The following is a 25,150-nucleotide window of genomic DNA, read 5'->3' as shown; positions in this document are numbered from 1 at the left end:
GTTCGTTATCGGTCGCCTCTGATGCGGACGGCCGAGCCGTCGGTTTCGAGCCACAGGCCGCGCCGCCCGGCCACGGCGAGGATCTCGCCCCGGCACGCGCAGTCGGCGGCGGTCTCCAGCGGGGCGCCTTCGGCGGTGAACCGGGTCTCGGCGACGGCCCCCTCCTGGTCTGAGAACACGCTGACGTGCGATTCGGAGGCCACGACGGCCATCGGCCGCCCGGCCCCGGGCAGGTTCGCGACCGGCGCGAGGACGAGGTCGCCGGAGCGCTCGCCCACGTGGATGGTCTGCGAGTCGGCGCCGTCGCCGACGACGGCGAACAGGCCCTCGTCGGTCTCGGCGAGCACCGTGCCGTACCCCTCGCCGAGGTTCTCGGCGATGAGCTGCTCGGTCCAGGTGCGGCCCGCGTCCTCGCTCAGGGCGAGGTGGCAGCGGGTGACGAGGGCCAGGTGCGGGTCGGGGCAGCCTTCCATGACCACGGCCAGCCCGCTTTCCCCGACGGGCGCGATCGCGGCGGCGATGCCCGAGCGGATCTGCGGAGGCAGTGGGAGGTCGACGTATTCGGCGGCGCCGTCCTCGATGCGCACGAGCGCGGGCCGGGAAGCGTCGTGGCCCTCTTCGAGCGCGCCGGTGATCCACAGCGCGGGACCGAGCGCGGCCATCGAGTGCGGGTGGAACCCGGCGGGCAGCGGCACGTCGAGCGGCGGGCCGAGTTCGCCGGTGGCCTCGGGCGCGCCGTTCGCATCCGAAGGGCCTTCGGGCAGGACGGCGTCGAGGACGCGGATCGCGTAGTCGGTCTCGGTCACGCGGTCGGCGGTGAGCACGAGAAGCTCGCCGTGCCGCCCGGTCCAACCGGTGGCGGCCGCGCGGAGCTGCGGCAGCTCGGCGGCGAGGGCGTGAGCTGGGACGAGGGCGGAAGCCGCCCCGCCGGCGAAGAGGGCCGCCGCACCGCTGAGGACGGTACGACGGGTCAGGCGAGCCGATCCGCCCGAAGATCCGAAAAGGGCCATGCGAGCACTATGACCAATGGTGCCGCCTCATTTCGGCGAACCGCGCAGATTCATTCCATAGTGGTATGGCTTCTGGGCGCACAGTGCTGCTGGTGACTTTAGGACTCCCAAGCCGCGAGCACCTCTTGCGGCCCCCAGACGAGGTCGGCCTCGATGCCTTCGGTGACGCCGGAGAGGCTCACGGCGACCAAACCGGTCTGACTCGGTTCGGCGCCGGGCACCTTCGCCGAGCCGCTGACGAGCGCCGCAAAGTCGTGCCGGTCGAACGGCGTCCCGATCCACTTGATCGAACCGGTATAGAAGACACGTTTGGCCACGGGCCCTCGATCCGCTCCGACCAGGTCGACTTCTGGATCGAAGCTTCGGGGCCACCATCCGCCGACCGCTTCGGCCCCGGGCCAGGGAAACCCCGCCTGGACCACGGAACGGTACAGCGCTTCGCGGACGACCGGCTCGATCGCGCGGCCGCGCCAGCTCTTCCACTGCCGTCTGATCTTCGCGACGGCCAACTCGGGCCGCCCGCGTTTGATGTCCTCATGAGCGCCGGACAGCATCGACAGATGCAGTCGCAGATATGGATCGCTCACCCGATACAGCTTGCCACCGTTCCCCGGACTTACCGCCAAGGGCTGGTCGATCGCGACGACCTGCTTCTGCTCCAGGCTCCGCAGTACCGGTCCGAGGGTGCCGGACTGGACCGGCGCTCCCGGTCCGGACCCGGCGGATCGAGCGATGTTCGTGAACGTCCGCTCGCCGCTGCCGATGGCGGTGAGCACCCTGCGGTGCTGGTCGGGCGCGGGGAACTCGGAGGCGAGCATTACCTCACCCAAGGTGAACAGTGGGCTGTACGGGTCCTTGCAGGACTGCTGAAGGAACGCCTCGGGAACCATGCCGGCCGGCCATGCTCTGCACAGACCCGGAAACCCACCGGTGATGAGATAGGCGTCCAAGGCCTCAGCGCCGCCGAGCCCGGTCATCTGCGCAACGTCTCCCGGGTCCAACGGCTGGACGAGCATCGGATCGGCTCGGCCGTAGAACGGGCTGTCGTATCCGGAGAACGACTCCATCATCCGAAGATCGCTGCCGACCAGGATGAGCACCACTGGACGACGACTGGGGCTGCGATCCCATTCGGTCTGGAGCACGCCCTCCAGGGTCTTGTCCTGCTCCAGGAGCCAGGGCAGCTCGTCGAGCACCACGATGGCGGGACCGTGCTTAGATCTCGTCTTAGTAAGATTCAATCTTACTAAGACGAGATCTAAGCGAGATCGGGGAGTTCAGGCCTTGGTCACCATGAGCTTGTCTCCCTGCTCGGAGACTCCGACGATGACCGTGTCGCCGTCGGTGACCTTGCCTTCCAGCAGCTCCCTCGACAGCGGGTCGCCGATCGAGGACTGGATGAGGCGGCGCAGCGGCCGCGCGCCGTAGACCGGGTCGAAGCCGCGGTCGGCGAGCCAGCCCTTCGCCGCGTCGTCCACGGTGAGCTTGAGGCGGCGGGCCTCCATCCGCCGCTCCAGGTGGCGCAGCTGCACGCCGACGATCGACTTGAGGTGGTCGTGCTCCAGCGCGTGGAAGATGACGATGTCGTCCAGGCGGTTGAGGAACTCGGGCTTGAAGTGGCCGCGGATCGCGGCGAGCACCTGGTCGCGCTTGGCGGTCTCCTCCAGGAGCGGGTCGACCAGGGCCGAGGAGCCGAGGTTCGAGGTCATGATGAGGATGACGTTGCGGAAGTCGACCGTGCGGCCCTGCCCGTCGGTCAGCCGTCCGTCGTCCAGGACCTGGAGCAGGGTGTCGAACACCCGCGGGTGGGCCTTCTCGACCTCGTCGAGCAGCACCACCGAGTACGGCCTGCGCCGCACCGGCTCGGTGAGCTGGCCGCCCTCCTCGTACCCGACGTATCCGGGCGGCGCGCCGATGAGGCGCGCGGTGGAGTGCTGCTCGGTGTACTCGCCCATGTCGATGCGGATCATCGCGCGGTCGTCGTCGAACATGAACTCGGCCAGCGCCTTCGCCAGCTCGGTCTTGCCGACCCCGGTGGGCCCGGCGAAGATGAACGAGCCGGTGGGCCGGTTGGGGTCGGAGAGCCCGGCGCGGGCGCGGCGCAGCGCGTCGGCGACCACGGTGACGGCCTCGGTCTGGCCTACGACGCGTTCGCCGAGCAGCTGCTCGGCGTTGAGCAGCTTGTGGGTCTCCGATTCCTGGAGGCGGCCGGCGGGGATGCCGGTCCACGCCGAGACGACGTCGGCGATCTCGTCGGCGTCGATCTCCTCTTTGAGCATCGGCTGGTAGGCCGGGTCGGTGTCGGCCGAGGCGAGTTCGGCTTCGGCGTCGGCGAGCTGCTGCTCCAGTTCGGGCACGCGCCCGTAGCGCAGCTGTGCGGCCTTTTCGAGGTCGTATTCGCGTTCGGCCCTTTCGGCCTGGGTGCGGAGGTCGTCGAGCTCTTCCTTGAGGTCGGAGACCTTGGAGATGCGGTCCTTCTCGGACTCCCACTGGCGCGAGAGCGCGGCGAGGCGCTCGCGGTCGTCGGCCAGTTCGCGCTGGAGGGACGCGAGGCGCTCGGCCGAGGCCGGGTCGTCGGTCTCGTTCTGGAGCGCGGTCTCCTCGATCTCCATGCGGCGCACGGCGCGTTCGACCTGGTCGATCTCCTCGGGGCGCGAGTCGATCTCGATGCGCAGGCGGCTGGCGGCCTCGTCGACGAGGTCGATGGCCTTGTCGGGGAGCTGCCGGTCGGGGATGTACCGGGCCGAGAGCTGCGCGGCCGCGACCAGCGCGGAGTCGGTGATGCGCACGCCGTGGTGGACCTCGTAGCGCTCCTTGAGGCCGCGCAGGATCGCCACGGTGTCCTCGATGGACGGTTCGCCGACGTAGACCTGCTGGAAGCGGCGTTCCAGTGCGGCGTCCTTCTCGATGTGCTCGCGGTACTCGTTGAGGGTGGTGGCGCCGATCATGTGGAGTTCGCCGCGGGCGAGGGCGGGCTTGAGCATGTTGGAGGCGTCGAGGGAGCCTTCGGACTTGCCCGCGCCGACCATGGTGTGCAGCTCGTCGATGAACGGGATGATCTCGCCGTCGGAGGACTTGATCTCCTCCATGACGGACTTGAACCGCTCCTCGAACTGGCCGCGGTACTGGGCTCCGGCGATCATGCTGGCGAGGTCGAGGAGGATCACGCGGCGGTCGCGCAGCGATTCGGGCACGTCGCCGGCCACGATGCGCTGGGCGAGGCCTTCGACGATGGCGGTCTTGCCGACGCCGGGTTCGCCGATGAGGACCGGGTTGTTCTTGGTGCGCCGGGAAAGGACCTGGACGACGCGGCGGATCTCGGTGTCGCGGCCGATGACGGGGTCGACTTTGCCCGAGCGGGCGGTCTCGGTGAGGTCGACGCCGTACTTCTCCAGGGCCTTGTATCCGTCTTCGGGGTCGGCGGTGGAGATCTTGCGGTCGCCGCCGCGGAGGGTGGGGATGGCGCTGATGAGGGTCTTCTCGGTGACGCCCTGCTCGGCGAGCAGCGCGGCGACCTCGCCGCCGGCCTGGGCGAGGCCCGCGAGGAGGTGCTCGGTGGAGACGTACTCGTCGCCGTAGCTGGTGGCGATGTTGTCGGCGGTGTTGATGGCGCGCAGGGATTCGCGGGCCATCGAGGGCTCGGACACCGAGGGCCCGGTGGCGGAGGGGAGCTCGTCGATGCGGCGCTCGGTCTCGGCCGAGACGGTGCCGGGGGTGACGCCCACGAGCTGGAGGAGTCCGGGCGCGGTCGATCCGTCGACGGTCAGGAGCGCGTCGAGCAGGTGCCAGGGCTCGACGGCGGGGTTGCCCCCGGCCGCGGCGGTGCGCGCGGCCTGGGCGATGACTTCGCGGCTCTTGGTGGTCAAGCGGTTGACGTCCACAGGTCTGTGCCTTCCTAACGCGAGTGCGAGGTTGAGTCTACCCGGCTCAACTTTCCAAGCCATTCGGATTCGCTCATAGCGTAAGTCCCCCACCGGCACACCGCCTCCGACACGCGCAACGGCCTGGACTTCCCGCGGCGCGACGCGGCCCTTAGGGTGGGAACGGAATGCTGAAACGGATTCGGACGGCGAATCCGAGGAGGGAGGCGCGATGCTGCCGGGAATCTTCGAGGACCCGGCGGGCGTGCCGCGCGCGCTGTTCATGGGCGCGTCCATCATCTACCTGGTGTTCCTGGCCGTCACCGCATTGGCGCTGCGCGGCAACCTGCGCAGGGCGAAACGCGATGCGGCCCTGCGACCCCGCGTGCGCCGCTCGGCGAAGGCCGCCGCCGCCTCGGCCGCGATCGGCGCCGCGGTGGCGATCGCCCTGTGGTTCCCGCTCCGGCCCGCGTTCGCGACCTGGGACTGGCCGTACTGGCTGTGCGCCTACCTGTGGTGGACGCTGCCGCTCGGCGCGGGGGCCGCCGCGGTCTGGACCGTCATGATCCGCTCCAAACCGCAGGTCACGTCCAGCTGATCTCGTCGTCGGTGGGGTCCCGCCAGTCCTCGGGGAGGCTCTCGTTGTCGTCGTAGTAGGTCTCGGCGAGCGAGTCGACGATGCCGAACCCGCCTTGGGAGTTGACGCCGTGCTTGAACGCCTCGGTGGCCCCGAGCGAGGCATGCTTCCCGCCCGGCGTCATGAGCAGCGCGCGCTCGGCGAAGGTGCCGAGGCCGAGCAGCTGGTTCGTCAGGCTTCCCTTGGCGATCTCCTCGATCGTGACCGGGTTGCCCTTCGCGTCCTGGTAGGCGAACGTGATCACCGTGAGCAGCGCGGTCACCGCGGCGCACCCGGAGGAGATCGCCGACATGGTCGCCTCGAAGCTCTTCGTGGTCGCCAGCAGCGCCGAGGCGACGGTCAGGCAGCTCGCGCGGATCGCCTCGGCCCCGACCGCGGTGATGACCCCGGCGTAGGCGGCGACGTACGCGACCAGGAACGCGTCCATGACCACGGTGACGGCCAGCAGGAACACCCAGAACACCGTCAGCGCGATGCCGAGCGCGATGAGCTGGGCGGCGATCAGGAACGCGGTGATTGCGAGCTGCTGGAGCTGCGCCTGGACGTCGCTGGAGTTGTTCTTGAAGGCCTCGGCGTCGGTGCCCTTCCAGTTCTCGTCGTTGACCCGCGCCGTCTGGGCCGCCAGCGCCTCGGCGGCCTCGGTGTTCTTCTCGGCGAGCACGATCCAGGCCCCGGCGGCCTTGAACATGTCACCGGGGTTGCACTGGTTCATGTAGATGCTGGTGGCCACGGCCTGCACCGAGAGCCCGAAGACGAGCGCGGGCGGCATGATCGCGATCGCGCAGCCGGAGATGATGTCCTCGTAGACCGGCGACATCTCATTGCCGGCGTCGAAGATGTCCTGTCCCATCGACATGGCGGCTCAGCTCTCCCCACCGAAGGCTTGGGCGACGACGCGGTCGAGCTCTTCGTAGTCGGCCGCGCAGCCCGAGATGGCGTCGTTCATCTCCTTGAAGCACTCGGAGGCGCCCTGCATCGACTCGGTCACCGTGGTCACCGCGGTCGTGTAGGCGGCGGCCATCGGGAGGGTGACGACGGTGTAGAGGCCGCGGTCGAGGGCGCGCAGCTCCGGGAGGATGTCGCTGGCCTCTTCGAGGATGGGGGCGATCTCGTTCTCGATGTCGGGGCCGAGTTGCTTCACGAACTCGGTGTCGCACACGATGTCGGTCATTGGCCCGCCTTTCGTCTGAGGGCTTCGGTCTTGTGGACGATGTCGTCGAGCATCGCCTGGCCGAGGCGTCCGGCGCGCGCGCCTTCGGCGGGGGCCTGGTCCATGGTCTCGGCGACCCCTTCGGGCAGGTCGGCCCGAAGCCTGGTTTCGGATTGCCCGTGCAGGTCGGCGCGGGCCTTTCGCAGCAGGTCGGTCAACGCCTGCCCGAGCCCTTCGACGCCTCGCTGGCGCGCCGAGCCGTCGATCTGGACGTTGGCGATGACGTGCCCGGCGGAGGTGGCGATCCCGAGGTCGCCTTCGTCGGACCAGGCCACGACCTCGAGGTCCTGGTCGGGTTCGGGTTCGGCGGTCGGGCTTTGGCGCATCCCATTGATCGTCGAACCGAGCGACTCGGCGAGGGCTGCGTCGCGTTCACCGGAGCGGATCGGCGGAGTCTCGGGCTCGGGGATGCCGAGCTTGCGTCGCATCGCGGCGTTGAAGGCCTCGAATCCGCCGGTGGCCAGGACGTGCTGGAGGTCGGCGATCGAGTCGGTCGCGGACAGGAGTGCGTCGCGGCCCTCATCGGCGGGATTCGGCAGCCGATCGGCCGTCTCCACGATGAGCCGCGCGAGTTCCCTGGGCGCCAGGCGAAAGCCCGTCGGCGACACTTCGATGACGACGCCCCCGTCGCCCCCGACGCGCAGCGTCACGTGCCCGTCGTCATCAGTATGCGACTGACCTGGGGATTCATCCATCCGCTGCCCCTCTCGCGTATGCGGCCAGATCCCAAGGTAACGCGAGAATGCCACCAACCGCGAACACCCCGAGCGCCCCTGGGACGGGCCCCTTCACGCGGTCCTCGACCAGCTCCTTAAGCGCTGTCTGCGTTTCCTCGCGGCCAGTCGCTCGCGCTTCCACAGCTTGATCTGGAAGACGAAGGCCGACTCGGCGGCGGCGTAGTCCGAACGGTGGTCGCGAACCCGAGTGCGGCGGCCGTGCTGCATCAGGAACGTCAACCAACGCCCATCCTGGTCGACCAGGCACCAGGCGCCGTCTCGGACCTTGCCGACGCTGAAGTGCGCGCTGCCCACGCCGAGCGCCCGGATCCGGTCCTCGATCGGCTCGCGCTCACGCGCGAAGTACTCCTGGAGGTACCCGTTCGCTTTGGCCCCGTCGGGCCCGGCACGATGCTCTTCTTCCTGGAGCAGGCGAAGCACGTGCTTGCACGCCTCATGTTCGTCCCGGAACCGGCCCACGCCGGTCATATGCCCTTCGAACTTGGGGCACACCACCCACGCGTCGCCGTCCGTCACGACCGAGACCGAATCCCGCCGCCCCACCCCGATCGAGTAATGCGCGCTCCCGAACCCGCGCGCACGCAAGTACGCGGGCAGGTCGGCGATGGTGCGGCGGTCAATGGTCACGTGCGAGGTCGCGAAGATCGAGGCCGTACTTGACGTATCGCTCCTTCAGCCGGGTGAAGCGGTCGAGTGTGTACTGGCAGGCCTCGTCCTCGCTGAACGCCCAGATCGTGTCCTGCTTCTCGCCTCTCAGCCGGAAGTACAGGTGCCAGCGCTCGCCTTCGGGGCGGACGACGCAGAACCGCTCGTCCTGGTCGGCGCCGATGGAGTAGTGCCAGCGGCCGACGCCGATTGCGGCCAGGCGGGCCGGGAGCTCTTCGATCTGCATTGGTCTCCTTCCGTGTCCGCTAGTCCCGCATTTCTATCCGCTCCGAGTGGGTCTTCCGGTCCCGCCCGAGACCGGGAGTGCCGGCGTCGGCGAGTTCGGTGAACCGGCCCAGCAGGTACCGGCACGCCTGGTCCTCGCTGCCGAATTTGGCGATGTCGCCCCAGGTGCCCCGCTCCAGGAAGAAGACCGCCCACCAGGATCCCATGTCCTGGATGCACCAACTGCCCTCGTGCGGGACACCGACGGCATACCAGGCGGATCCAACGCCCAAGCCGCGCAGGAGCTCCGGTAGGTCCGCGGTTCTCATCGGCGCCCTTCCTCGCGCTAGCGGCCCATGACCGAGTCGTCAGCCAGGACCCACTCGAGCAGCTTCCGGCAGGCCTCGTCCTCGGTCTCAAGCACGACCTCGTCGTTGCGGTTGCCTTTCTCCGAGTAGTACACCGACCAGCCGTCCGGCCCCTCGTCGATGCAGTACTTCTCGGGACGGTTGCCCCCGTTCAGGCTGTACGCCCACTCGGGCACCCCGTTGCGCTCCAGTTCCGCCCGAAGCTCTGCCCGGTTCAAAACCTACTCGTCCCGGGCGAGTCTTCTCAGGTCCATGCCCATGCGGACGTAGTGCGCGCGTTGGGTTTCGAAGCGTTGCACGAAGAAGCGGGCCGCGTCTTCTTCGGAGATCGGGCGGTAGAGCTCCTCCTTGCGGCCGTTGGCGAGGAAGAACAGCTCCCAGGCGTCGCCCGCTCCGACCGCGCAGAACTTGCCTTCGACGGCCGCACCGATCGAGTAGTGCCAGCGCCCGATGCCCAGCTCGCGCAGTCTCGGCTCGGCTTCATCCATGCGCATGGTCGGCTCCTTCACCAGATGCGGTCACCGGTCGGCCGCCAGTGCCTCGGCCGAGACGCCCGCGGCGGTCTGCTCCCGCTGCCACTTCCTCAACATCTTGAACAGGCCCGACTCGGCCGAGTCGAAGTCGTCGCCGTAGTCGAGGACCCTGGTGCGTTCGCCGTTCGCCGTCCGGAAGACCAGCCAGCGCCCGTGCTCCTCGACCAGACTCCACGCGTTGTCGCTGACCGACCCGATCCGGTAGTGGGCCGTGCCCACGCCGAGGGCCCGGATGCGGTCCTCGACGCTGGTTCTGCTGCGAGCCAAGTCGCTGGTCGGGAACCCGCGCGATCGGCGCGATTCGAGCATCTCCTCGAAGGAGGCGATCACGTATTCGACCGCGCTTTCCTCATCGCCGAACTTGTGCGTGTTGTTCCACTGGCCGCGCTCGCGGTAGTAGACCACCCAGGCCCGCCCGACCTGCTCGATGCACAGGCTCTGCTCGCGGGCGGTCCCGATCGAGTAGAGGTCGGTGCCGATGCCCATGGCCGACAAGCGTTCCGGCAGTTCAGATACTCGCATTGGCCACCTATCTCGTCACTTGGACTTCGCGGAGGAACGGGGGGTCGGCGTTCAGGAGGTCCTGCACTCTGAGCGGGCGGATGTCGTGCTGGATCCCGCCCCCAGGGTAGCCCTGCGCCTCGGTGATGTCGCTGCTCATGGTGTTGAACGGGCGGACGACCTCGTACACGTAGTAGCCCTTGCCGTACGAGGATTCCTCGATGGCCCGCTTCTCGAAGGTGGTGCCGACCGGGGAGAGCCACGACCCCTGGTCGCTGCCGAACCGGTCGATGGTGGTGCCGGGACGCAGCGTCTCCCAGCGGTAGTTCTCGCCTTGTTCGCCTTCGGGCGGCCAGCCCTTGCGGTACTCCTCGTCGTCGGACTCGACGAAGGCGGGTTTGCTGTGGATCTGCGGTCCGCGGTCGGCGCTCGGGTTCGGCGGTGGCGTCCAGGGGACTCCGGGCTTGTGCTTGAAGGGTCGGTTGATCGATAGTGGCATGTCAGGACCCCGCCGCGATTCGGACGGTGGCCGCGCAGGCCGCGTCTTGGGCGATGAGCGCGCCGTACTGGGTCATGAGGGCCATCGTGAAGGCGATCGCGCCGGCCTGGTAGGCGGCGAGGACCGCGGGGGCGCCCACGTTGGCGGCCGAGACCTGCTGCCATTGGCTGGGGCCGAGGATGACCAGCGGGGTCGGGAGGACCTTGTACCCGGCGGCCTCGGCGGACTCTTTGGTGAGCTTGAGGGTCTGGACGTTGGCCATCATGGTCGCGCCCATCGAGGTCAGCATCGCGCCGGCGACGTTGAACTCGGCCTGGTTCATGGTGTTGAACGCCGTCGCGATCCCCTGCCACCGCATCAGGGCCTTGTAGTCGTCGCCTTGCCAGGACGACTCCAGGCCGGAGATGGTCTGCGCGTACTGCTGCGCATGCGAGTTGATCTCGCCCGCGGTGGACATGATCTTGGATCCGAGCTGGGTGAACCCGGACGGGTCGGCGTCGAGGCACTGCTGGAACGTCGGCATCCTCAGGCCCCTCCGGCGATCCGGGGGACGGTGAACGTGGCCAGTTCGGAGCCGATGTCGTCGAACTTGGACCCGGCCTCCTCGTCGACGGCCTCCCAGGCGTCGGCACAGGCGCCGATCGCCTCGGATTCGAAGTCGAGGTGCTCGCGGTAGTGGACCATGACGCCCTTGGCCTCTTCGGCGAAGCTCTCGACCGCCGAAGCGGTCATGAACCCGTTGTTGGACCGGCTCGCCTGCCGGGCCTCGCGTTCGAGGTCGTCGGGGAGCCGTTCGGCGTCGGGCGCTTGACCTGCGAGATCGCTTGAGGCTGAGCGGAGTTGGGCAGGGTCGACTGAGATGGGGGTGCTCAAGAACGGCCTCCAGGGGGTATGGGGTCGCAGTCGTTCCCGCTCATAGTAGCGGGGGCTCACCATCGGTTCGGTAAGCGTCACACCACCTCTGACGCGAGAAAGCCCCGGGCGCGGGCCCGGGGCTCTCCTTGTCGCTTGCTTACTTCTTGGCTCCCGCGAGGCCGAAGATCGACTTGATCTTGGCGATCAGGCCGGGCTTGGCGGGGGTCTCGTCCTTGGCTTCGGACTCGATCTCCGGGGCGTTGGCCTGGGACGGGACGGTCGTCTCGGGGTCGGCCGCGGCCGGCTCCGGGTCCTCGATCGCCTCGGCGACCGGGGCCTGTTCGACCGGCTCGGGCTCGGGCTCGACCGCCTCAGCGGCCTTGGGGGCCTCGACCTTGACGGTCTGGGTCTCCTCGATGGAGCTGACGGCGGGCTCGGGCTCGGGTTCGGGCTCGACCACGGCTTCGACCACCGGTTCCGGCTCGGCCTCGACGACCGGAGCTTCTTCGACAACCGGCTCGACCTCGGCGGCGGGGGTCGCCTCCTCGGCCTCTTCGACCTCGTCGGTCTCGTCTTCGGCACCGGCGACGAGCAGCGCGCGGAACTCGGCCACGGTGAGGACGGGGACGCCGGCCTCCTCGGCCTTCTTCAAGCGGGCTTCGGTGGCCTTGACGGTGTCGTCGGCGACCAGGTGGGTCACGGTCTTGGTGAACTGTTTGGCGAGCGCGACATCGGCGTCGGACTCGGCGATCGCGCGAGCGATCTCGGCATCCGGGCCGGTACCCAAAACGATGATCCGGACCTTCTCTCCCGTCTTCGTCGGCACGGGGACCTCCCTTTATTCGATGGATAGCGGCATGCAGGGGCACTACGGGCTACGCGCCAAGCTTTTGTCAGAAGCGTACCGGGTCATCGGGTCGGGACGGCCGAGCGGAGAGACTTTATTGCGGCTTCGTGCTGCTCCTTTGTTGCAGCGCGGTTTCGATTCCCCCGACGCGGTCGGAGAGCAGCGTGATGGCGCCGACCGCCCTCGACATTGGATCGTCGCTGGAACCGCCGAGGGTCTGCTCCCTCCGGTAGGCCTCCTTGACCGCCTCCCAGCGGGCCGCGCGCTCCTCGTCGAGTCGCCCTCGCAGCTCGGCGAGTTTGAGCAGATTCGCCTCCGCGCCCGAGGCGAGCGTCTGCGCCTCACCTGCGTAGTGGTCGTCGATCACCGCTTCGAGCTCGTCGTCGTTCATCACCGGCACCACGCGTTCGGTCAGCCGCCCCATGTTCCGGTACGAGCCCTGGAGCAGGAACGGCGGCTCGGTACGCGAGGAGTCGTCGGTCGCGGCCGAGGCGATGTACGCGAGGTTGTTGGCCAGCACCGTCTTCTGGATGCGCACGAGTTTGCGCAGCACCGACAGCACCTGGTCGAGCTCACCGGCCGAGTAGGCGTGCTTGAGCCCGTCGGGCGCGGCGGTCGGGTCGTCCGACGCGAGCCGGATGAGCAGCTGCACGTCGGCCCGGTCCCGCCCGGCCAGCGGCGCGGTCACCCGGTTCGAGGTCAGCGCGTTCTCGATGTAGGACTGGGCGAACACCTGGTCGCGCCCGGAGAGCACGTCGCCGAGGTTCCACACGTCGGCGCGGTTGGAGAGCATGTCGGGGATGCGGAACTTCTGCCCCGCCTCGGTGTACGGGTTCCCGGCCATGCACACCGCGAAGCGCTTCCCGCGCAGGTCGTAGGTGCGGGTGCGCCCGTTCCACACGCCTTCCATCTTGCGCTGCGCGTCGCACATCGAGATGAACTTCTGGAGCAGTTCGGGGTTGGTGTGCTGGATGTCGTCGAGGTACAGCAGCACGTTGTTGCCGCATTCGAGCGCGAAGTTGATCTTCTCGACCTCGGCGCGCGCGGTCGCGTTCGGCGCGTCGGCGGGGTCGACCGACGTGGTCTCGTGCCCGAGCGAGGGCCCGTTGACCTTGACCAGCAGCATCCCGAGCCGGTCGGCCACGTATTCCATGAGCGTGGTCTTGCCGTACCCGGGCGGGGAGATGAGCATGAGCATCCCCGACTGGTCGGTGCGGCGGCCCTCGCCCGAACCGGCGCCGATCTGCTTGGCGAGGTTGGCGCCGATGAGCGGCAGGTACACGTCGTCGATGAGCTGGTTGCGCACGAACCCGGCCATCGTCTTGGGCTTGAACTCCTCGATGCGCAGGCTGCGGCGGTGCGTCTCGATGAGGGTGGCGCGCTTGCGCTGGTAGGCGCGGTACGCGGGCTGCACGGTCTCCCGGAAGTGCCCGGTGCGCGCGAGGAACTCGTCCAGGCGCAGTGGCAGGACGCGGTTGTCGACGCGCGGGTGGGTGCCGAGCAGGCCGGTGACCTCGGAGGTCAGGTCCGCTTCGACTTCGTAGGTCTCGACCGAGCCGATGAGCAGCGCGATCGCCTCGGGCAGGTCGGTGCGGTCGAACTTCTCGCCTTCGGTCCCGGCCAGGAACGCGTCCAGCCAGTTCCAGGCCAGCCCCCACTTGAGGAACACGGATCGGTGCAGGTCGGCAGGCGTGTCGCTCTCGACGGCCCGCAGGTCCTCGTCGAACCCGGCCTTCGCGGTGGGTCCGATGTGGTTCGCGAAACTGGCGATGAGGTCCCGCGCGCGCCCCGAGGCCGCGAAGGTCCCGGTCGCGGCGAGTTCCTCCACGAGGTATTCGACGGCGAGCCGCTCGTCGGCCTCCAGCGGGAACTGCGGGTGGCCGCCCAGGCCGGTCGCGGCGGTGAAGTCGGACAGCGCGCACACGACGTCCTGGATCAGCCCGGCCATCGCGTCGGGACGGCCGAACGTGTCGCGGACGCGCGCGAGCGAGCGGGCCTGCGCCGACCAGATCGCCTGGCGCTCTTTGCCTTCGAGACCACCTGAGTTCCAGAACAGCTGCGCGAGCGCCCGCTCGGCGCTGGGGTAGCGCAGGACCCCGGCGGCCTTGTGGAGGCGCAGGACCTCGGCGAGGATCGCGGCGGCGTCGGCGTCGTGGACGCCCCGCTCGTAGCCCTCGTCGTAGCGTTCGGCAGCTGCCGCCGAGACGAACTTCGCGAGGTCGTCCTCGGCGCCGAGCCTGGCGGGGCCGTGCTCGGCCAGGAGCGTCGAGGCGAGGTGCTCGGCCCGGTAGACCTGCGGGTTCTCCGAGGGCAGGAACTGCTGCCAGAACGGTTTGGTGCCCGCGAATTCGGGGTCGTCGACCACGTGGCGGTAGTCGGTCCCGGTGAGCGAGAACGCGAGCGAGTCTCCCGAGGGGACCAGCGTGAGGTCGAGCGGCTGGGTGTTGATCGGCAGGCGGTGCTCGCCGAACTTGATGGCGTCGCCGTCGAACAGGTCGAGCCGGTCGGTGAGCGCGCGCCCGGCCTCGGCGCGAGCGGCGGCGATGCGGCCTTCGATCTCCTCGGCGCGGACGGTGTCGTCCAGGCCGCGGAGCTCGGCGATGACCTTGCGCAGGCGCTCGACCATCGGGTCGGTCGCGAAGTACGTGTTGACTTCGTCCAGTGAGGACAGTGCGGCGGTGCGGCGGGCGACCGCTTCGAGGATGCGGTCGGCCGAGGCCGCGAGCTGCTCGGCGCGACGGGCGGCCTCGTCGAGCAGGTGCTGCTTGCGCGAGGAGAACGCCTCGTAAACGTCGGTGCGCTTGTCGGCCAACTGGGTCAGGAACTCGTCGAAGTCCGCGAAGCGGGTCTCCAGGTTCTCGACGGTGAGCAGGAGGCGGCCCAGCTGCTCGTCGCACGCCGCGGGCGTGTCGGCGGCGCTGATCGCGGCGGTCACCGACTGGCCCAGCAGCGCGAACTCGGCCGCGAACTCGGCTTTGCCTTCGCCGACGGCCAGTTCGCGGCGGCGCGCGGCGAGCGTGGCGCGGGCGCGGTTGACCGCGGCGAGCACCTCGGAGACGCGCCCGAGGATCGCGGTGCGCACCACGGCGTCGCCGATCTCCAGGGCGGCCACGACCTCGGTCAGGTTCTCCAGGCCCCGCTGCCTCGCATCGAGGTCTTCGAGGAGCGGATTGGCCTCGGCCACGGTCTCGATGACCTCGGATTTGCGTTCGAGGTCGGCGATCTGCTCGAAATAGGTCGTGAAGGCGTCCTCGCGTTCGAGGAACGCCACGGCGCGGCGGCCGGTGGACGCGAGCGACTCGTCCACGTCGGCGGCGAGTCCGTCGATGGCGGCGAGGTCGATGTAGCGGACTTCGCGCAGGGTCACGAGGTGGCCGCCGGCGCTGCGCAGCTCGGTGAGCAGCTCGACCCACTGCTCGGCGGACTTGGGGGCCTCGCCGCGGGCGCGGCGCAGGAGCTTGACGGTGTCGGTGCGGGCCTGGTCGAGGGACTTCTCGGCCTCGCCGGTGAGTTCGGCGACCGTGGCGTACTCGTCGAGCACCGATTCGGCGGTGTCGCGGACCCGCTTGAGGGTGTCGTCGAGGTCGAACAGGCCCTCGTCGCCGAGCCACGGGTAGTCGTCGAGGCAGCGGGTGGCCGCGGCGATGAGCGCCTCGAAGACCGCTTGGGCCGGTTCCATCTCGCGGACCATGCGCGCCACCGAGAACGCGTCGGAGACGGCGCGCACGGCTTCGGCGTTGCCGATGCGGTGGATCGGGGAGTCGCCCGATTCTGCTTGGGCGGCATAGGACTCGGAGCAGAACGGGGTGGCCCAGATCTGCACGGGGTGCACGCGGGTGGCCTCGTCGCCGGTGAAGCGGAACGCCACGAGGGTGCCGTCGTCGAAGATCGCGTAGCCGTGGACGCTCATCGGCGCCGCGACTTCCTTGCGGATCACGTTGTACGGCAACAGGAGCGAGCGACCCTCGACCTGGTTGTAGAAGACGTAGAGGACGTCTTCGCCGTTGGGCGAGCGGATGACCTTCTTGAAGCGCAGGCCCTCGGTGTCCTGGTCGAAGGTCTTGAGCTTGCCCTCGTTGAGGTAGTACCCGCCGGGGAAGATGATGCCGTGGTCTTCGGGCAGGCGGCGGCACGCGGCCCCGATCGCGTCGGCTCGGACCACAGTGGAGGTGCGGGTATTGTAGACGAGGTAGCGGGTGACGGTCTCCTTGTAGGGGAGGATCCGCAACAGGATGAGCGGTCCGATTCGCGCGTAAGCGATCTCGGCGTCGGCGAGGGACTGGAGCGGCTCGGCCACGGGCTCGGAGTAGACGCCTTCGCCGGAGTCGGTGTTGTCCTCGATCTTGACGGTGAGGTCGCCGCCCACGCATTCGACGAAGATCTCGTCCTCGATGGACACGTGCGGGAATCGGCCGGTGACGTGCTGCTCGCGCGAGGTCGGGGTCCACTCGAAGTCGTGCGGCGCGGGCCAGATCGCGTCGGCCTCGCCGCGGGCGTCCATATAGGTCGCTTCGCCGTCGGGGCCCAGCTCCCAGCGCATGACGCGTTGGTCGGCGAGGTTCTCGCCGATGCGGAAGACCGCCAGGAGGCGGGTGTCGACCTCGCGCACCTGGAGGAGCTCGGTGGAGCGGTAGTAGCGGTACATCTCGGTGAAGTCGGCGGTGAAGCGCGCTTCGTCGAAGAGGTGCCCGGGCTCGGTGGCCTCGGTGAAGGTGAAGTTGCCGTCCTCGCGGGCGAAGTCGTGGAGGGCGAACACGTCGCCGACGTCGGTGGTCGACTTGAGTCCCATGTGGACGTTGTAGCCGAAGAGGAGCCGGTCCCCCACGCGCGCCATGTCGCGGGGCACGCAGTTGTTCGCGGTGCGGATGCGCGTGGTCCCCAGCAGCGACAGCTCGGTGGACCCGAACGCGTCGGTGCGGGCGCCGTTGAGCGCCTCGGCCCGGTCGGCCAGCTCGGCGGCGAAGTCGGCGAGCCGCTTGGAGAGGACCTCGTACGTCCCCGCGTCGAGCGCGGCGGATTCGGCGGGCTCGGTGACGGCGGTGGTCTCTTCGGCCATGGGTTCCCCTGGGAGCGTTGGGAGTCGGAAGGCTCAATCTGGATCGTATATCCTATAGGATATATCCTATGCGATCCAGGCCGGTAAGGCGCGTTTCCTATAGGAAATATGATGCACGATCCGGCGGTGCCGATCGGACCGCGGGTGCGCGGCGGGCGGCGCCAGAGCGCGGCGACGGCGGCGGGACCGCGAACCCCTTGCGAGGCCCGCGGTCCCGGTCACGAACTAACGGGAGGCGATTTCCAAGGCCGGCTTCTCGGCCACGCCGAGCTCCTTGGCCTTGTCGAGCAGGCCCGAGAGCGCGCCCGAGTCGCCGTCGCGCTGGATCAGCTTGACCAGCGCCGCGGAGACGGTCAGGTTCTTCACGTCCTCGGTGCCGATGCCCGCCAGGACCCCCTTGAGGTCCTCGGCGAACGAGGTCGAGCCGTTGCCCCACGAGGCGGCCACGGTCTGGGCGACCTCGGAGTGCGACACGAACCCGTCCACGGCCTTGCCGTAGCCGATCGCGCCCACGACCCGGTCGAAGAACTGGGTGTCGCCGCCGACCAGCGAGATGTCGGCCTTCGACAGCCCGGCGGCGATGACGCCGGCCTGCTGCTCGGCGATGGAGCGACGGGCCTCGATCTCGGCGCCGCGCAGGTCCTTCTCCATCTCCAGGCGGAGGCGGTACTCCTCGTGCCCGCGGGAGGCCTCGGACAGCGCGTCCATCGCGGCGGCCTTCTCGGTCAGACCAGCCGACTCGGCGACGAGCTTCTCGCGCAGGGCGTTCGCCTCGGCGGTGCCCTTCGCGGCGGTCGCGGTGGCCTCGGCCTTGCCGATGGCGGAGAACGCCTCGGCCTCGGCCAGGCCCTTGGCCTCGGCGGCCTTGGCCTCGGCCAGACCGCTCTTCTCGATCGCGTCGGCCTCGGCCTCGCGGACCTGGACCTCGGCCAGGCCCGGCGCGGCGGCCACGGCCTGGTCGCCCTCGGCCTGGCGGATCTTGGCGCGGGCTTCGAGCTCGGCGGCCTGCTGGGCGGCCTCGGCCTCGGTGAGGCGCTGGCGGGCCAGGTGCTTGGCGGCCTGCTCGGCGGCCTCGGCGGCCTTGATGTCCTTGACGAGGTTCTCCTGCGCCTCGGCCTCGGCCAGGATGATCACCTTCTGGCGCTCGCGCTCGGCCTCTTCGGTCGCGCGCAGGCGCTTGATGCCCTCTTCCTGCTCGGCGACGGTCTTCTCCACGGCGATGCGCTCGCGGATGACGTCGGCGATGTCGCGCTTCTGGGCTTCGAGCTCCTTGTTGGCGGCGATGCGGGCGAGCTCTTCCTCCCTCTCGCGGCCGACCACTTCGAGGATGCGGTCCTTCTCGATCCGCTCGGTCTCCACGGCGATGACGCGTTCGCGGTTCTTCTCGGCGACGGCGATCTCGCGCAGGCGGTTCTCGTGCTGGATGCCGGTGGCCTCTTCGGTCTTGATGCGGGCCGTCTCGGACTTGAGGCGCTCCTCGGCCTGGACCTTCTGGACCTCGGCGCCCTCGCGGGCCCGCAGGGTCTCGATCTCGCGCTGCTGGCGGATCTCGGCCTCGGCCTCGCGGCGCTCCAGCTCCAGGACGGCCTCCTTGGCCTCGACGTCCTGGCGCTTGATCTCCTTCTCCTCGTGGCGGCGGTGCTCGTTGGTGGTCACCGACTCGCGCGCGGTCAGCTCGGTGATCTTGCGGATGCCCTGCGCGTCGAGGATGTTCTTGGGGTCGAGCTGATCCATCGGGGTCTGCTCGAGGTAGTCGATCGCGGCGTCTTCGAGGGAGTACCCGTTGAGGTCGGTGCCGATGACGTTGAGGATGCGGTCGCGGAACTCGTCGCGGTTGGTGTACAGGTCGGTGAAGTCGAGCTGCTTGCCGACGGTCTTGAGCGCCTCGGCGAACTTGGCGTTGAACAGCTCCTGGAGCGTGTCCTGGTCGGAGGCGCGCTTGGTGCCGATCGAGTTGGCGACGTTGAGCACGTCCTCGACGGTGGCGTTGACCCGGACGAAGAACGTGATCGAGATGTCGGCGCGGATGTTGTCCTGGCAGATCAGCCCGTCCTTGCCGGCGCGGTTGATCTCGATGGTCTTGACCGCGATGTCCATGTACTCGGCGCGGTGGATGATCGGCAGCACCAGCGCGGAGGTGAAGGAGACCTTCCGCTTGCTGAGCTTGGTCACGACCAGGGCCTGGCCGGGCGCGACCTTGCGGTACAGCCTGATGACCATGACCAGGATGCCCAGGAAGGCCAGGGCGGCGACCACGAGGCCTATCAGTGTCGTCGAGTTGTTGACCATAGATCGTTCCTAACGAGGCTTCGGGGGGGGGACGGGAGTTGTCAGCGGTGCCGGGCGGGCGTGCCCACACCATAACCGGGCCGCGCCGGATCCGGGGTACACGAGCTGCGGCTCGGCACGAATCCGGGAGACGGGCTCAGGGTTCGACCATGACGTCGGGCGGCAGGGCCACCGGGACGACCAGGAACACCCGGTCGACCTCGTCGTAGTCGAACACGACGACTTTCGAGTGCCGCTCGAACTGGGCGTCGTCGAGCCCTTCGGGTTCGTGCGGGGAGCGGCGGACGTTGATGAGCAGGACCGCGCCTTCGTCGTCGACGACCTCGGCCTGGCCCGAGTCGAGCGCCACGGTGCCGGTGCGCACGACTGCGACTTTGCCCACAAGGTCGCGGTGGGAGGTCGCCGGGGCGTCCTCGAACAGCTTCGAGAGCGGGCGGGTGAGCAGTTTCGCGCCCAGCATCCCGACCCCGATCCCGGCCACGAGCACGGCGGTACCGGTGGCGGCGGCCGGGAGGAAGCCCTCGGAGCCGCGCACCCAGCTGGTGCCGAGCATGGTCACGATCCAGCCCAGCGTGATCCACAGGGAGAGTACGACAGTGAACGGGACCGCGCCGAATCCGAGCGCCGACCAGACGCCGCCCTCGACCTCGCCTCCTTCGGCGCCGACGTCGATCACGTCCACGTCGAGGGCGCCGATGATCACGGTGATCCAGTACAGAACCACCAGGATGAGGCCGAACGTGAATACGATCGGCGGGAACGAGAGGGCGATGTCCAGGAACTCAGTCATGGGGCACGGGTCCTTCTGGGCGGATCCGGCGGACGGCGCACGGGCGTCGACCGGTCTTCTTTACCGCCGCCTCCGGGGGCTCCGGGGCGGGCGGGTCATTGCGGGCTCGGGCATCAGGGTCAGCAGGCGGTGTTCATGAACTCGCGGCGAGTCGGTATCGGAGTCCATTCGTGCGCTCGCTGGGCTCACTTACGGCTCGCAAGCGTCGCCGAGGCCGCGGAAGGCCTTTTCGATCCCGGTGTTGGATCGGGAAGGCCGACAACGAAGCGAGCGGGCGAATGGGCCCGATAACGGCCGTCGAGGTTCGTGAAGACCGCCTAACCCTGCCTTCAGAGTAATGCACGCTCCCCATCCGTGGAAGGTTGCGCGAGCGGGCCGGGCACCGGTCCCGGTCATCGCCCGGCCGGCTTCGCTGTCCGTCTCGCGACGCCCGCGAACCCGCGCCCCCGGTCGTCGCCCTGCCCCGCTTCGCTGTCCGTTCCACACCGCTCCCGAACCGTCGATGAGCACCGCGAGCGAACCGGCGGACGCCGAATCCGCCGGTCGTCCTCCGGCAGGCTTCGCCGTCGCCCCGCCCGCGAACCCCGGTCCCGCCGCTCCGGCGGTTCGCGGCCGTCTCCCGGTGCGGCGGGGTCGGCCGCGCAGTGCCCCAACGCGATATGGTGTGACCGGTTGAACAGCCGCCGCACGGGCGCTCCGGTCCCGCGGGCGGCCCGCCGCGGCGACCGCCCGCGGACCCGCGAGAAGGGGAGGCCCGGTGCCCGGTTTCCAGACTGTGCTCGCACAAGCGGCGGCGGCCTGCGACGCGGCCTCAGCCAAGCTCGCCGCGGTGACCCAACGCCTCGGCGACACGGCCTTCCAGACGCCGGTCGACCCCGCGCTGCTGGCCGCCGAACGCCAGATCGCCGACGCGGCCACCGCTTCGGCCCAGCAGTTGCGCACCGATCCCGAACTCCTGCAAGCCGGTACGGTGATCCTCCATCAGGGACGCCGGATGCCGCTCTTGGTGCCCTTCGGCGAGAGGGGACACCTCGCGACCAATGTGGATGCTCGGGTCGACGGGGTCGCGAACCTGGCGCGCCTGGCCGTGCTCCACGCCGTGGCCTCGCGCGAGCCCGGCGGGCTGCGGGTGGTCGGGATCGACACGGCCACACTGGGAGCCGCGTTCGCGCCGCTGCGTCCGCTCGCCGACGCGGGCGTGATCGAAGCGGTAGCGACCGACACCCGGGCCGCGGCCGACGCGGTCGTCCTGGCCGAAACCCAAGTGGCCGAGCACATCGCAGGGAGGCGCAGCGACCGGATGCTCCTGGCGGTGGCCTCGCTCGGCGACGCACCGCGATCCCTTGTGGAGCGCATCGACGCGCTCGCGCGCTCCGGTCTGGCCCACGGGGTCACGGTCCTCGGCTGCGGGCTGCCGGACCTGCCGCAGGCCGCGGTGATGCACGACGCGGGCAACCACGTCGAGATCACCCACCCGCCCGCGGCCCCGTTCGGCCGCGGCGAGCGCCTCGCCGCCCCGGTGGCCTGGCCCGACCCGATCGACTCCGCTTACGCCGCAGGCGAATCGCGCCGCCTGGCCGATCGCGCGAAGGACGCCGCGACGCTCACCTTCGCCGACCTCATTCCACCCGCCCCAGAGTCGGGCGACCCGTCGAGGGGTCTCGAAGTCCTCATCGGACGCGACGCGGCCGGGGAGGTCAGGCTCCGCTTCGACGACGCGACCCCGCACTGGCTCGTGGGCGGCCGCACCGGCGGCGGCAAGACCGTGTTCCTCCTCGACGTGCTCTACGGGCTCGCCTCCCGTTACGCCCCAGCGGATCTGGCGCTGTTCCTGCTCGACTTCAAAGAGGGAGTGTCGTTCACCGAGTTCATCCCCACCGACCGCGACCCGTCGTTCATTCCGCACGCGCGGGCCGTGGGCGTCGAGTCCGACCGCGAGTACGGGTTGGCGGTGCTCTCCGCGCTGAACGAGGAGATGACGAGGCGCTCGACGGTGATGAAGCGCCACGGGGTGGCCTCGTTCGCCGGCCTGCGGGCCCACGAGGCGTATCCGCGGATCGTGTGCGTGGCCGACGAGTTCCAGGTGCTCCTGGCCGGGAACGACCGGGTGGCGACCGAAGCGGTCGCGCTGCTGGAGAACCTGGCCCGCAAGGGCCGGTCCTACGGGGTGCACCTCGTGCTCGCGTCGCAGACGATCTCGGGGATCGAAGCCCTGTGGTCCAAAAAGGATTCGATCTTCGGGCAGTTCCCGCTGCGCGCCGCACTCCCGGGGGCCCGGACCGTGCTGGAGCCGACCAACGACGCGGCCTCGCGGATCTCGCTGGGGCAGGTCGTGATCAACACCGAGGGCGGCGTGGCCGGGGCCGACCGGATCGCGCGGTTCCCCGACACCGACACCGAGGTGATGCAGCGCCTCCGCGACCAGCTCGGCGCCGCGCACGCGGGCGTCGGAGCGCCGCGCGTGTTCTATGGATACCGGCCGGTGCATCTGAGGGACGCGTTGCCGGGCGAGCGTCCGCCGAGGCGAGCGCTGCTCGGCCGTGACGTGTCCCTACGCCTGGACGTGGCCGGAGTCGACCTCGACCGCAGGCCGGGCCGCAACCTCGCGATCCTCGGCTCCGACCCGGTCGGCGGCGAAGCCCTCGAAGCGGCCGTGGAGGCACTGGCGGCAGGCGGCTCCCAGATCCGCGCCGTCGACTTCACCGGCGCCGCGATCGTGCACGATATATCCTATAGGATTCCTCCGGAGTCGTTCGCGGCCGAACTCGCCGAGGTCCCCGACGACACCGTGATCGCCGCCTGGGGCCTCGACGCGGCAGCGCTCGACGCCAAGGGCCAGAAGGCCCTCCGCGACCTCTTGCGCACCGGCCCCGCGCGGGGCGTGCACGTCCTGGGCTGGTGGCGGGGCTTCCGCCGCTTCACCGACGACATCGGAGGCAGCGCCGGACGCGAGGACGTGGCCTGCGCACTCGTGCTCAACCTCCCCGGCGGCGAGATCATGTCCCACTTCGGCACCCAGTTCCAACACTGGAACCCAAGGGCCGGAAGAGCACTGCTCATCGACCGCCACACCGACGCGAACGGCCGCCTAGTGGTCCCCTTCTCCCGCCCAGAGCCGCAAGGCCCAGGCCCCCAACGAAGCGGCGAGTCCACGAGCATGGAGAGGACGGGAACATGAACAAGCACGCCGCCACAGTCCCCGCCGCATTCCCGCCCGTGGGTGCCACCGCGACTCGCGTCGCGGGTTCGCCGCCCGTGAGCGAGTACGCCGCCATGCCCCGCACTGCGGCTGCGCCGTACGTGAGCAAGCACGACACCACGTCCTGCGCCGTCGAGCCGCCTGCGCACTCGCCTTTCGCCGCCGCCCACGTCGGGGAAACCGCCCGCGCCCGCGCGGCCCGAGCCCACGTCGAGAGGACCAGCCAGTGAGCGCCTTCGAGGACTACCTCGCGCAGATCCGCCGCCTCGACGACGCCCGCCGCACCGCCGACGAGGCGGCCGCGCGCACCGCGACCGCCACCGAGACGCTCGGCCAGCGCGCCGAACGCCTCGGCGACCGCGCCGCCGAGCAGCGCGCGGCCGTCGAAGAACTGGCCCGAGCCGCCCGGATCGCCCCGCCGCAACGAGCAGCGGTCCCGCCCCCGACCGGTGACCCCCTCACCGACCTCGCGGCCGCCGAGGCCGACCTCGAGGCGGCCGAAACGTCCTTCGAAGAGGCCCGCTACCTGGCCCACCGCCCCCCGTGGCTGCCGCGCTGGCGCTCGGACGAGCGCAACGGCCTCATCTACGGCCTGTTCGGAGCGCTCTGCATCGCAGCGCAACTGCTCGTGCTCCGCGAATTCCGAGCCGACGACATCCTGGCCGCCCTCGCCCTGGCGGGCCTCCTCATCGGCCTCCCGCTCGCGGCGTTCTTCCTGGGCTGGCTCACGATCGGCATCGCCGCCCGCCCCCGAATCGGAGACGAGTCGACCCGCCTCGAACGCAACTACCGCCTCGGCCTGGTCCTCTGCGGCTCGACCCTCATAGTCGCCTTCATGGGCTTCTTCTCCTGAGACGCAATGGCTGTCGCCTTCCCCACAGGTGACGAGAACTGCCGTCGCGTGTCGCTCGCCGCGTGTTCGAACGAGCCCTCATATCGTCATTCGGGTGACCACATATGAGCACGAGGCACCATTGCGGCTGCTTCAGGACAACCCGAAGTTCGCGGAAGAACTCTACTGCGGGCTGCTCGGGCAAAGACTTCCCTCCTACACCAGCGTCAAACCAGGCTCTGAGGCGATGACCCGCGCTGGCGAGGCCGTAATCCGCAACTGCGACAACGTGGCCGTGTTCTACGACGGTGAAGAACCGATCACCGTTCTGCTGTTCGAGGTCCAGCGCAACCCCGACAAGAGAAAGCACTCAAGTTGGCTGGACTACATCGCTTCGGCGTACCAGCGGTTCCGGTGTCCGGTGTTCCTGGTGGTCATTACCTTCGATGAGAAAACCGAGGCGTGGGCGAGGGAACCCATCGTCTACGGCCATCCCGGGCTCGTACTCATCCCGCTCGTGATCGGTCCCGCGATGATCCCGATGATCACCGATCCGACCGAGGGCCGCGACAACGTCTCGGTCGCGCTGCTGTCGCTCATCGCCCACGGGAGCGGACCGCAGGGCCCGGCGGTCATGCGCGCCTACTACGAAACCATCCGAGGATTCGACCGGACCCTCTGGTCGCGATACGCTGAGTATGCGCTGAATGCGCTGCAAGGAGAGCAATTCATGAGCTTGCAGGAGATGATCATGAGCGACGCCGCGCTCCCCAACACGTACAGGCTGGGCCTGTTGGGGGAAAAGTACCGAGAGGGCCTCGCCGAAGGCAAGGCCGAGGGGAAGGCCGAGGGCAAGGCCGAGGGTGAGGCGAGGATGCTGCTGCGCATCCTTGACGCACGAGGCGTCGTCATCGACCCGAATTCTCGAGCGCGCATCCGCGAGTGCGACGACACCGACCAGCTAGAAGCCTGGGCCGATCGAGCACTGAGCATCGACCGCATCCAGGACCTGTTCGACTGAGGCCTCGCCTCGTATGGGGCTCCCACCGCATCGCGG

General features: G+C 69.4%; 24 protein-coding genes. 5 read left to right on the top strand and 19 right to left on the bottom strand.

The genetic code is table 11. The features are described 5' to 3' along the window. Window positions 1–5: 5 nt before the first annotated feature. From AB0B28_RS02390 to clpB, 3 genes are all read right to left on the bottom strand, one after another. Window positions 6–1,010: a hypothetical protein gene (locus AB0B28_RS02390; protein ID WP_360115183.1), complete on the bottom strand. Its 1,005-nt coding sequence runs from the start codon at window positions 1,008–1,010 to the stop codon at window positions 6–8. Window positions 1,011–1,108: 98 nt separating this feature from the next. Continuing rightward, on the bottom strand, window positions 1,109–2,209 hold the full coding sequence (locus AB0B28_RS02385) for a DUF234 domain-containing protein (RefSeq protein WP_360115180.1): 1,101 nt from the start codon (window positions 2,207–2,209) through the stop codon (window positions 1,109–1,111). A gap of 78 nt (window positions 2,210–2,287) precedes the next feature. Beyond that, window positions 2,288–4,891, bottom strand: a complete 2,604-nt coding sequence (gene clpB / locus AB0B28_RS02380) for an ATP-dependent chaperone ClpB (protein ID WP_360115177.1) — start codon at window positions 4,889–4,891, stop codon at window positions 2,288–2,290. 211 nt (window positions 4,892–5,102) lie between these two features. Here clpB and AB0B28_RS02375 point away from each other — a divergent pair, with 211 nt between their 5' ends. Further along, window positions 5,103–5,468 (top strand): hypothetical protein, encoded by a 366-nt coding sequence (locus tag AB0B28_RS02375; protein ID WP_360115174.1) that lies wholly within the window; start codon window positions 5,103–5,105, stop codon window positions 5,466–5,468. On the opposite strand, the gene AB0B28_RS02370 is transcribed toward AB0B28_RS02375, so the two are convergent. From AB0B28_RS02370 to AB0B28_RS02295, 16 genes are all read right to left on the bottom strand, one after another. Further along, window positions 5,455–6,363 carry a PPE domain-containing protein gene (locus tag AB0B28_RS02370; protein WP_360115171.1) on the bottom strand — a complete coding sequence of 303 codons (909 nt, stop codon included), beginning with the start codon at window positions 6,361–6,363 and terminating at the stop codon, window positions 5,455–5,457. The two genes, AB0B28_RS02375 and AB0B28_RS02370, sit on opposite strands and share 14 nt — an antisense overlap. Before the next feature lie 6 nt (window positions 6,364–6,369). Further along, the gene (locus AB0B28_RS02365) at window positions 6,370–6,678 is read right to left on the bottom strand and encodes a hypothetical protein (RefSeq protein WP_360115168.1); all 309 of its coding nucleotides are present in this window, start codon (window positions 6,676–6,678) and stop codon (window positions 6,370–6,372) included. Then, on the bottom strand, window positions 6,675–7,412 hold the full coding sequence (locus AB0B28_RS02360; protein WP_360115165.1) for a hypothetical protein: 738 nt from the start codon (window positions 7,410–7,412) through the stop codon (window positions 6,675–6,677). Before AB0B28_RS02360 ends, AB0B28_RS02365 begins: the two co-directional genes overlap by 4 nt. Window positions 7,413–7,505: 93 nt before the next feature. Beyond that, window positions 7,506–8,081, bottom strand: coding sequence for a hypothetical protein (locus AB0B28_RS02355; protein ID WP_360115162.1), 576 nt, complete (start codon window positions 8,079–8,081; stop codon window positions 7,506–7,508). Continuing rightward, on the bottom strand, window positions 8,071–8,346 hold the full coding sequence (locus tag AB0B28_RS02350; RefSeq protein ID WP_360115159.1) for a hypothetical protein: 276 nt from the start codon (window positions 8,344–8,346) through the stop codon (window positions 8,071–8,073). The genes AB0B28_RS02355 and AB0B28_RS02350 overlap by 11 nt, the downstream gene beginning before the upstream one ends. Window positions 8,347–8,365: 19 nt before the next feature. Next, window positions 8,366–8,653, bottom strand: a complete 288-nt coding sequence (locus tag AB0B28_RS02345; RefSeq protein WP_360115156.1) for a hypothetical protein — start codon at window positions 8,651–8,653, stop codon at window positions 8,366–8,368. A gap of 17 nt (window positions 8,654–8,670) precedes the next feature. Then, on the bottom strand, window positions 8,671–8,910 hold the full coding sequence (locus AB0B28_RS02340; RefSeq protein WP_360115153.1) for a hypothetical protein: 240 nt from the start codon (window positions 8,908–8,910) through the stop codon (window positions 8,671–8,673). 3 nt (window positions 8,911–8,913) lie between these two features. Continuing rightward, entirely contained in the window at window positions 8,914–9,186 is a 273-nt protein-coding gene (locus AB0B28_RS02335; protein WP_360115150.1) for a hypothetical protein, read from the bottom strand. Window positions 9,187–9,210: 24 nt separating this feature from the next. Continuing rightward, window positions 9,211–9,747 (bottom strand): hypothetical protein, encoded by a 537-nt coding sequence (locus tag AB0B28_RS02330; protein WP_360115147.1) that lies wholly within the window; start codon window positions 9,745–9,747, stop codon window positions 9,211–9,213. Between the two features lie 7 nt (window positions 9,748–9,754). Next, window positions 9,755–10,225, bottom strand: coding sequence for a TNT domain-containing protein (locus AB0B28_RS02325; protein ID WP_360115144.1), 471 nt, complete (start codon window positions 10,223–10,225; stop codon window positions 9,755–9,757). Window position 10,226: 1 nt separating this feature from the next. Further along, a complete protein-coding gene (locus AB0B28_RS02320; protein ID WP_360115141.1) occupies window positions 10,227–10,748 on the bottom strand; it encodes a hypothetical protein in 522 nt (173 codons plus the stop codon). A 2-nt stretch (window positions 10,749–10,750) separates the two neighbouring features. Then, complete coding sequence (locus tag AB0B28_RS02315) at window positions 10,751–11,098, bottom strand: type VII secretion target (protein ID WP_360115137.1); 348 nt, start codon at window positions 11,096–11,098, stop codon at window positions 10,751–10,753. Between the two features lie 139 nt (window positions 11,099–11,237). Then, window positions 11,238–11,906, bottom strand: coding sequence for a hypothetical protein (locus tag AB0B28_RS02310; RefSeq protein WP_360115134.1), 669 nt, complete (start codon window positions 11,904–11,906; stop codon window positions 11,238–11,240). 115 nt (window positions 11,907–12,021) lie between these two features. Beyond that, window positions 12,022–16,983 carry a DNA repair ATPase gene (locus AB0B28_RS02305; RefSeq protein WP_360115131.1) on the bottom strand — a complete coding sequence of 1,654 codons (4,962 nt, stop codon included), beginning with the start codon at window positions 16,981–16,983 and terminating at the stop codon, window positions 12,022–12,024. A 225-nt stretch (window positions 16,984–17,208) separates the two neighbouring features. Further along, complete coding sequence (locus tag AB0B28_RS02300) at window positions 17,209–19,272, bottom strand: SPFH domain-containing protein (RefSeq protein WP_360115128.1); 2,064 nt, start codon at window positions 19,270–19,272, stop codon at window positions 17,209–17,211. 136 nt (window positions 19,273–19,408) lie between these two features. Then, window positions 19,409–20,062 (bottom strand): hypothetical protein, encoded by a 654-nt coding sequence (locus AB0B28_RS02295; RefSeq protein ID WP_360115125.1) that lies wholly within the window; start codon window positions 20,060–20,062, stop codon window positions 19,409–19,411. A 757-nt stretch (window positions 20,063–20,819) separates the two neighbouring features. Here AB0B28_RS02295 and AB0B28_RS02290 point away from each other — a divergent pair. From AB0B28_RS02290 to AB0B28_RS02275, 4 genes are all read left to right on the top strand, one after another. Further along, complete coding sequence (locus AB0B28_RS02290) at window positions 20,820–23,240, top strand: FtsK/SpoIIIE domain-containing protein (protein ID WP_360115122.1); 2,421 nt, start codon at window positions 20,820–20,822, stop codon at window positions 23,238–23,240. Next, window positions 23,237–23,491, top strand: coding sequence for a hypothetical protein (locus tag AB0B28_RS02285; protein ID WP_360115119.1), 255 nt, complete (start codon window positions 23,237–23,239; stop codon window positions 23,489–23,491). Before AB0B28_RS02290 ends, AB0B28_RS02285 begins: the two co-directional genes overlap by 4 nt. Next, entirely contained in the window at window positions 23,488–24,114 is a 627-nt protein-coding gene (locus AB0B28_RS02280; protein ID WP_360115116.1) for a hypothetical protein, read from the top strand. The genes AB0B28_RS02285 and AB0B28_RS02280 overlap by 4 nt, the downstream gene beginning before the upstream one ends. A gap of 94 nt (window positions 24,115–24,208) precedes the next feature. Then, window positions 24,209–25,114, top strand: a complete 906-nt coding sequence (locus tag AB0B28_RS02275) for a hypothetical protein (RefSeq protein WP_360115113.1) — start codon at window positions 24,209–24,211, stop codon at window positions 25,112–25,114. Window positions 25,115–25,150 lie beyond the last annotated feature (36 nt).

Source organism: Glycomyces sp. NPDC046736 (assembly GCF_040645615.1).
In the GTDB taxonomy this organism is placed as follows: Bacteria; Actinomycetota; Actinomycetes; order Mycobacteriales; family Micromonosporaceae; genus Glycomyces.
The sequence above is the reverse complement of the archived record's forward strand: the minus strand, read 5'-3'. Positions and strand labels throughout refer to the sequence as shown.

What these genes read in the sequence shown, in the direction of transcription:
- AB0B28_RS02390 (WP_360115183.1), bottom strand. Translation starts at nt 1,010, where the DNA reads ATGGCCCTTTTCGGATCTTCGGGCGGATCGGCTCGCCTGACCCGTCGT.
- AB0B28_RS02375 (WP_360115174.1), top strand. Translation starts at nt 5,103, where the DNA reads ATGCTGCCGGGAATCTTCGAGGACCCGGCGGGCGTGCCGCGCGCGCTG.
- AB0B28_RS02370 (WP_360115171.1), bottom strand. Translation starts at nt 6,363, where the DNA reads ATGTCGATGGGACAGGACATCTTCGACGCCGGCAATGAGATGTCGCCG.
- AB0B28_RS02365 (WP_360115168.1), bottom strand. Translation starts at nt 6,678, where the DNA reads ATGACCGACATCGTGTGCGACACCGAGTTCGTGAAGCAACTCGGCCCC.
- AB0B28_RS02360 (WP_360115165.1), bottom strand. Translation starts at nt 7,412, where the DNA reads ATGGATGAATCCCCAGGTCAGTCGCATACTGATGACGACGGGCACGTG.
- AB0B28_RS02350 (WP_360115159.1), bottom strand. Translation starts at nt 8,346, where the DNA reads ATGCAGATCGAAGAGCTCCCGGCCCGCCTGGCCGCAATCGGCGTCGGC.
- AB0B28_RS02345 (WP_360115156.1), bottom strand. Translation starts at nt 8,653, where the DNA reads ATGAGAACCGCGGACCTACCGGAGCTCCTGCGCGGCTTGGGCGTTGGA.
- AB0B28_RS02335 (WP_360115150.1), bottom strand. Translation starts at nt 9,186, where the DNA reads ATGCGCATGGATGAAGCCGAGCCGAGACTGCGCGAGCTGGGCATCGGG.
- AB0B28_RS02330 (WP_360115147.1), bottom strand. Translation starts at nt 9,747, where the DNA reads ATGCGAGTATCTGAACTGCCGGAACGCTTGTCGGCCATGGGCATCGGC.
- AB0B28_RS02325 (WP_360115144.1), bottom strand. Translation starts at nt 10,225, where the DNA reads ATGCCACTATCGATCAACCGACCCTTCAAGCACAAGCCCGGAGTCCCC.
- AB0B28_RS02320 (WP_360115141.1), bottom strand. Translation starts at nt 10,748, where the DNA reads ATGCCGACGTTCCAGCAGTGCCTCGACGCCGACCCGTCCGGGTTCACC.
- AB0B28_RS02305 (WP_360115131.1), bottom strand. Translation starts at nt 16,983, where the DNA reads ATGGCCGAAGAGACCACCGCCGTCACCGAGCCCGCCGAATCCGCCGCG.
- AB0B28_RS02300 (WP_360115128.1), bottom strand. Translation starts at nt 19,272, where the DNA reads ATGGTCAACAACTCGACGACACTGATAGGCCTCGTGGTCGCCGCCCTG.
- AB0B28_RS02295 (WP_360115125.1), bottom strand. Translation starts at nt 20,062, where the DNA reads ATGACTGAGTTCCTGGACATCGCCCTCTCGTTCCCGCCGATCGTATTC.
- AB0B28_RS02285 (WP_360115119.1), top strand. Translation starts at nt 23,237, where the DNA reads ATGAACAAGCACGCCGCCACAGTCCCCGCCGCATTCCCGCCCGTGGGT.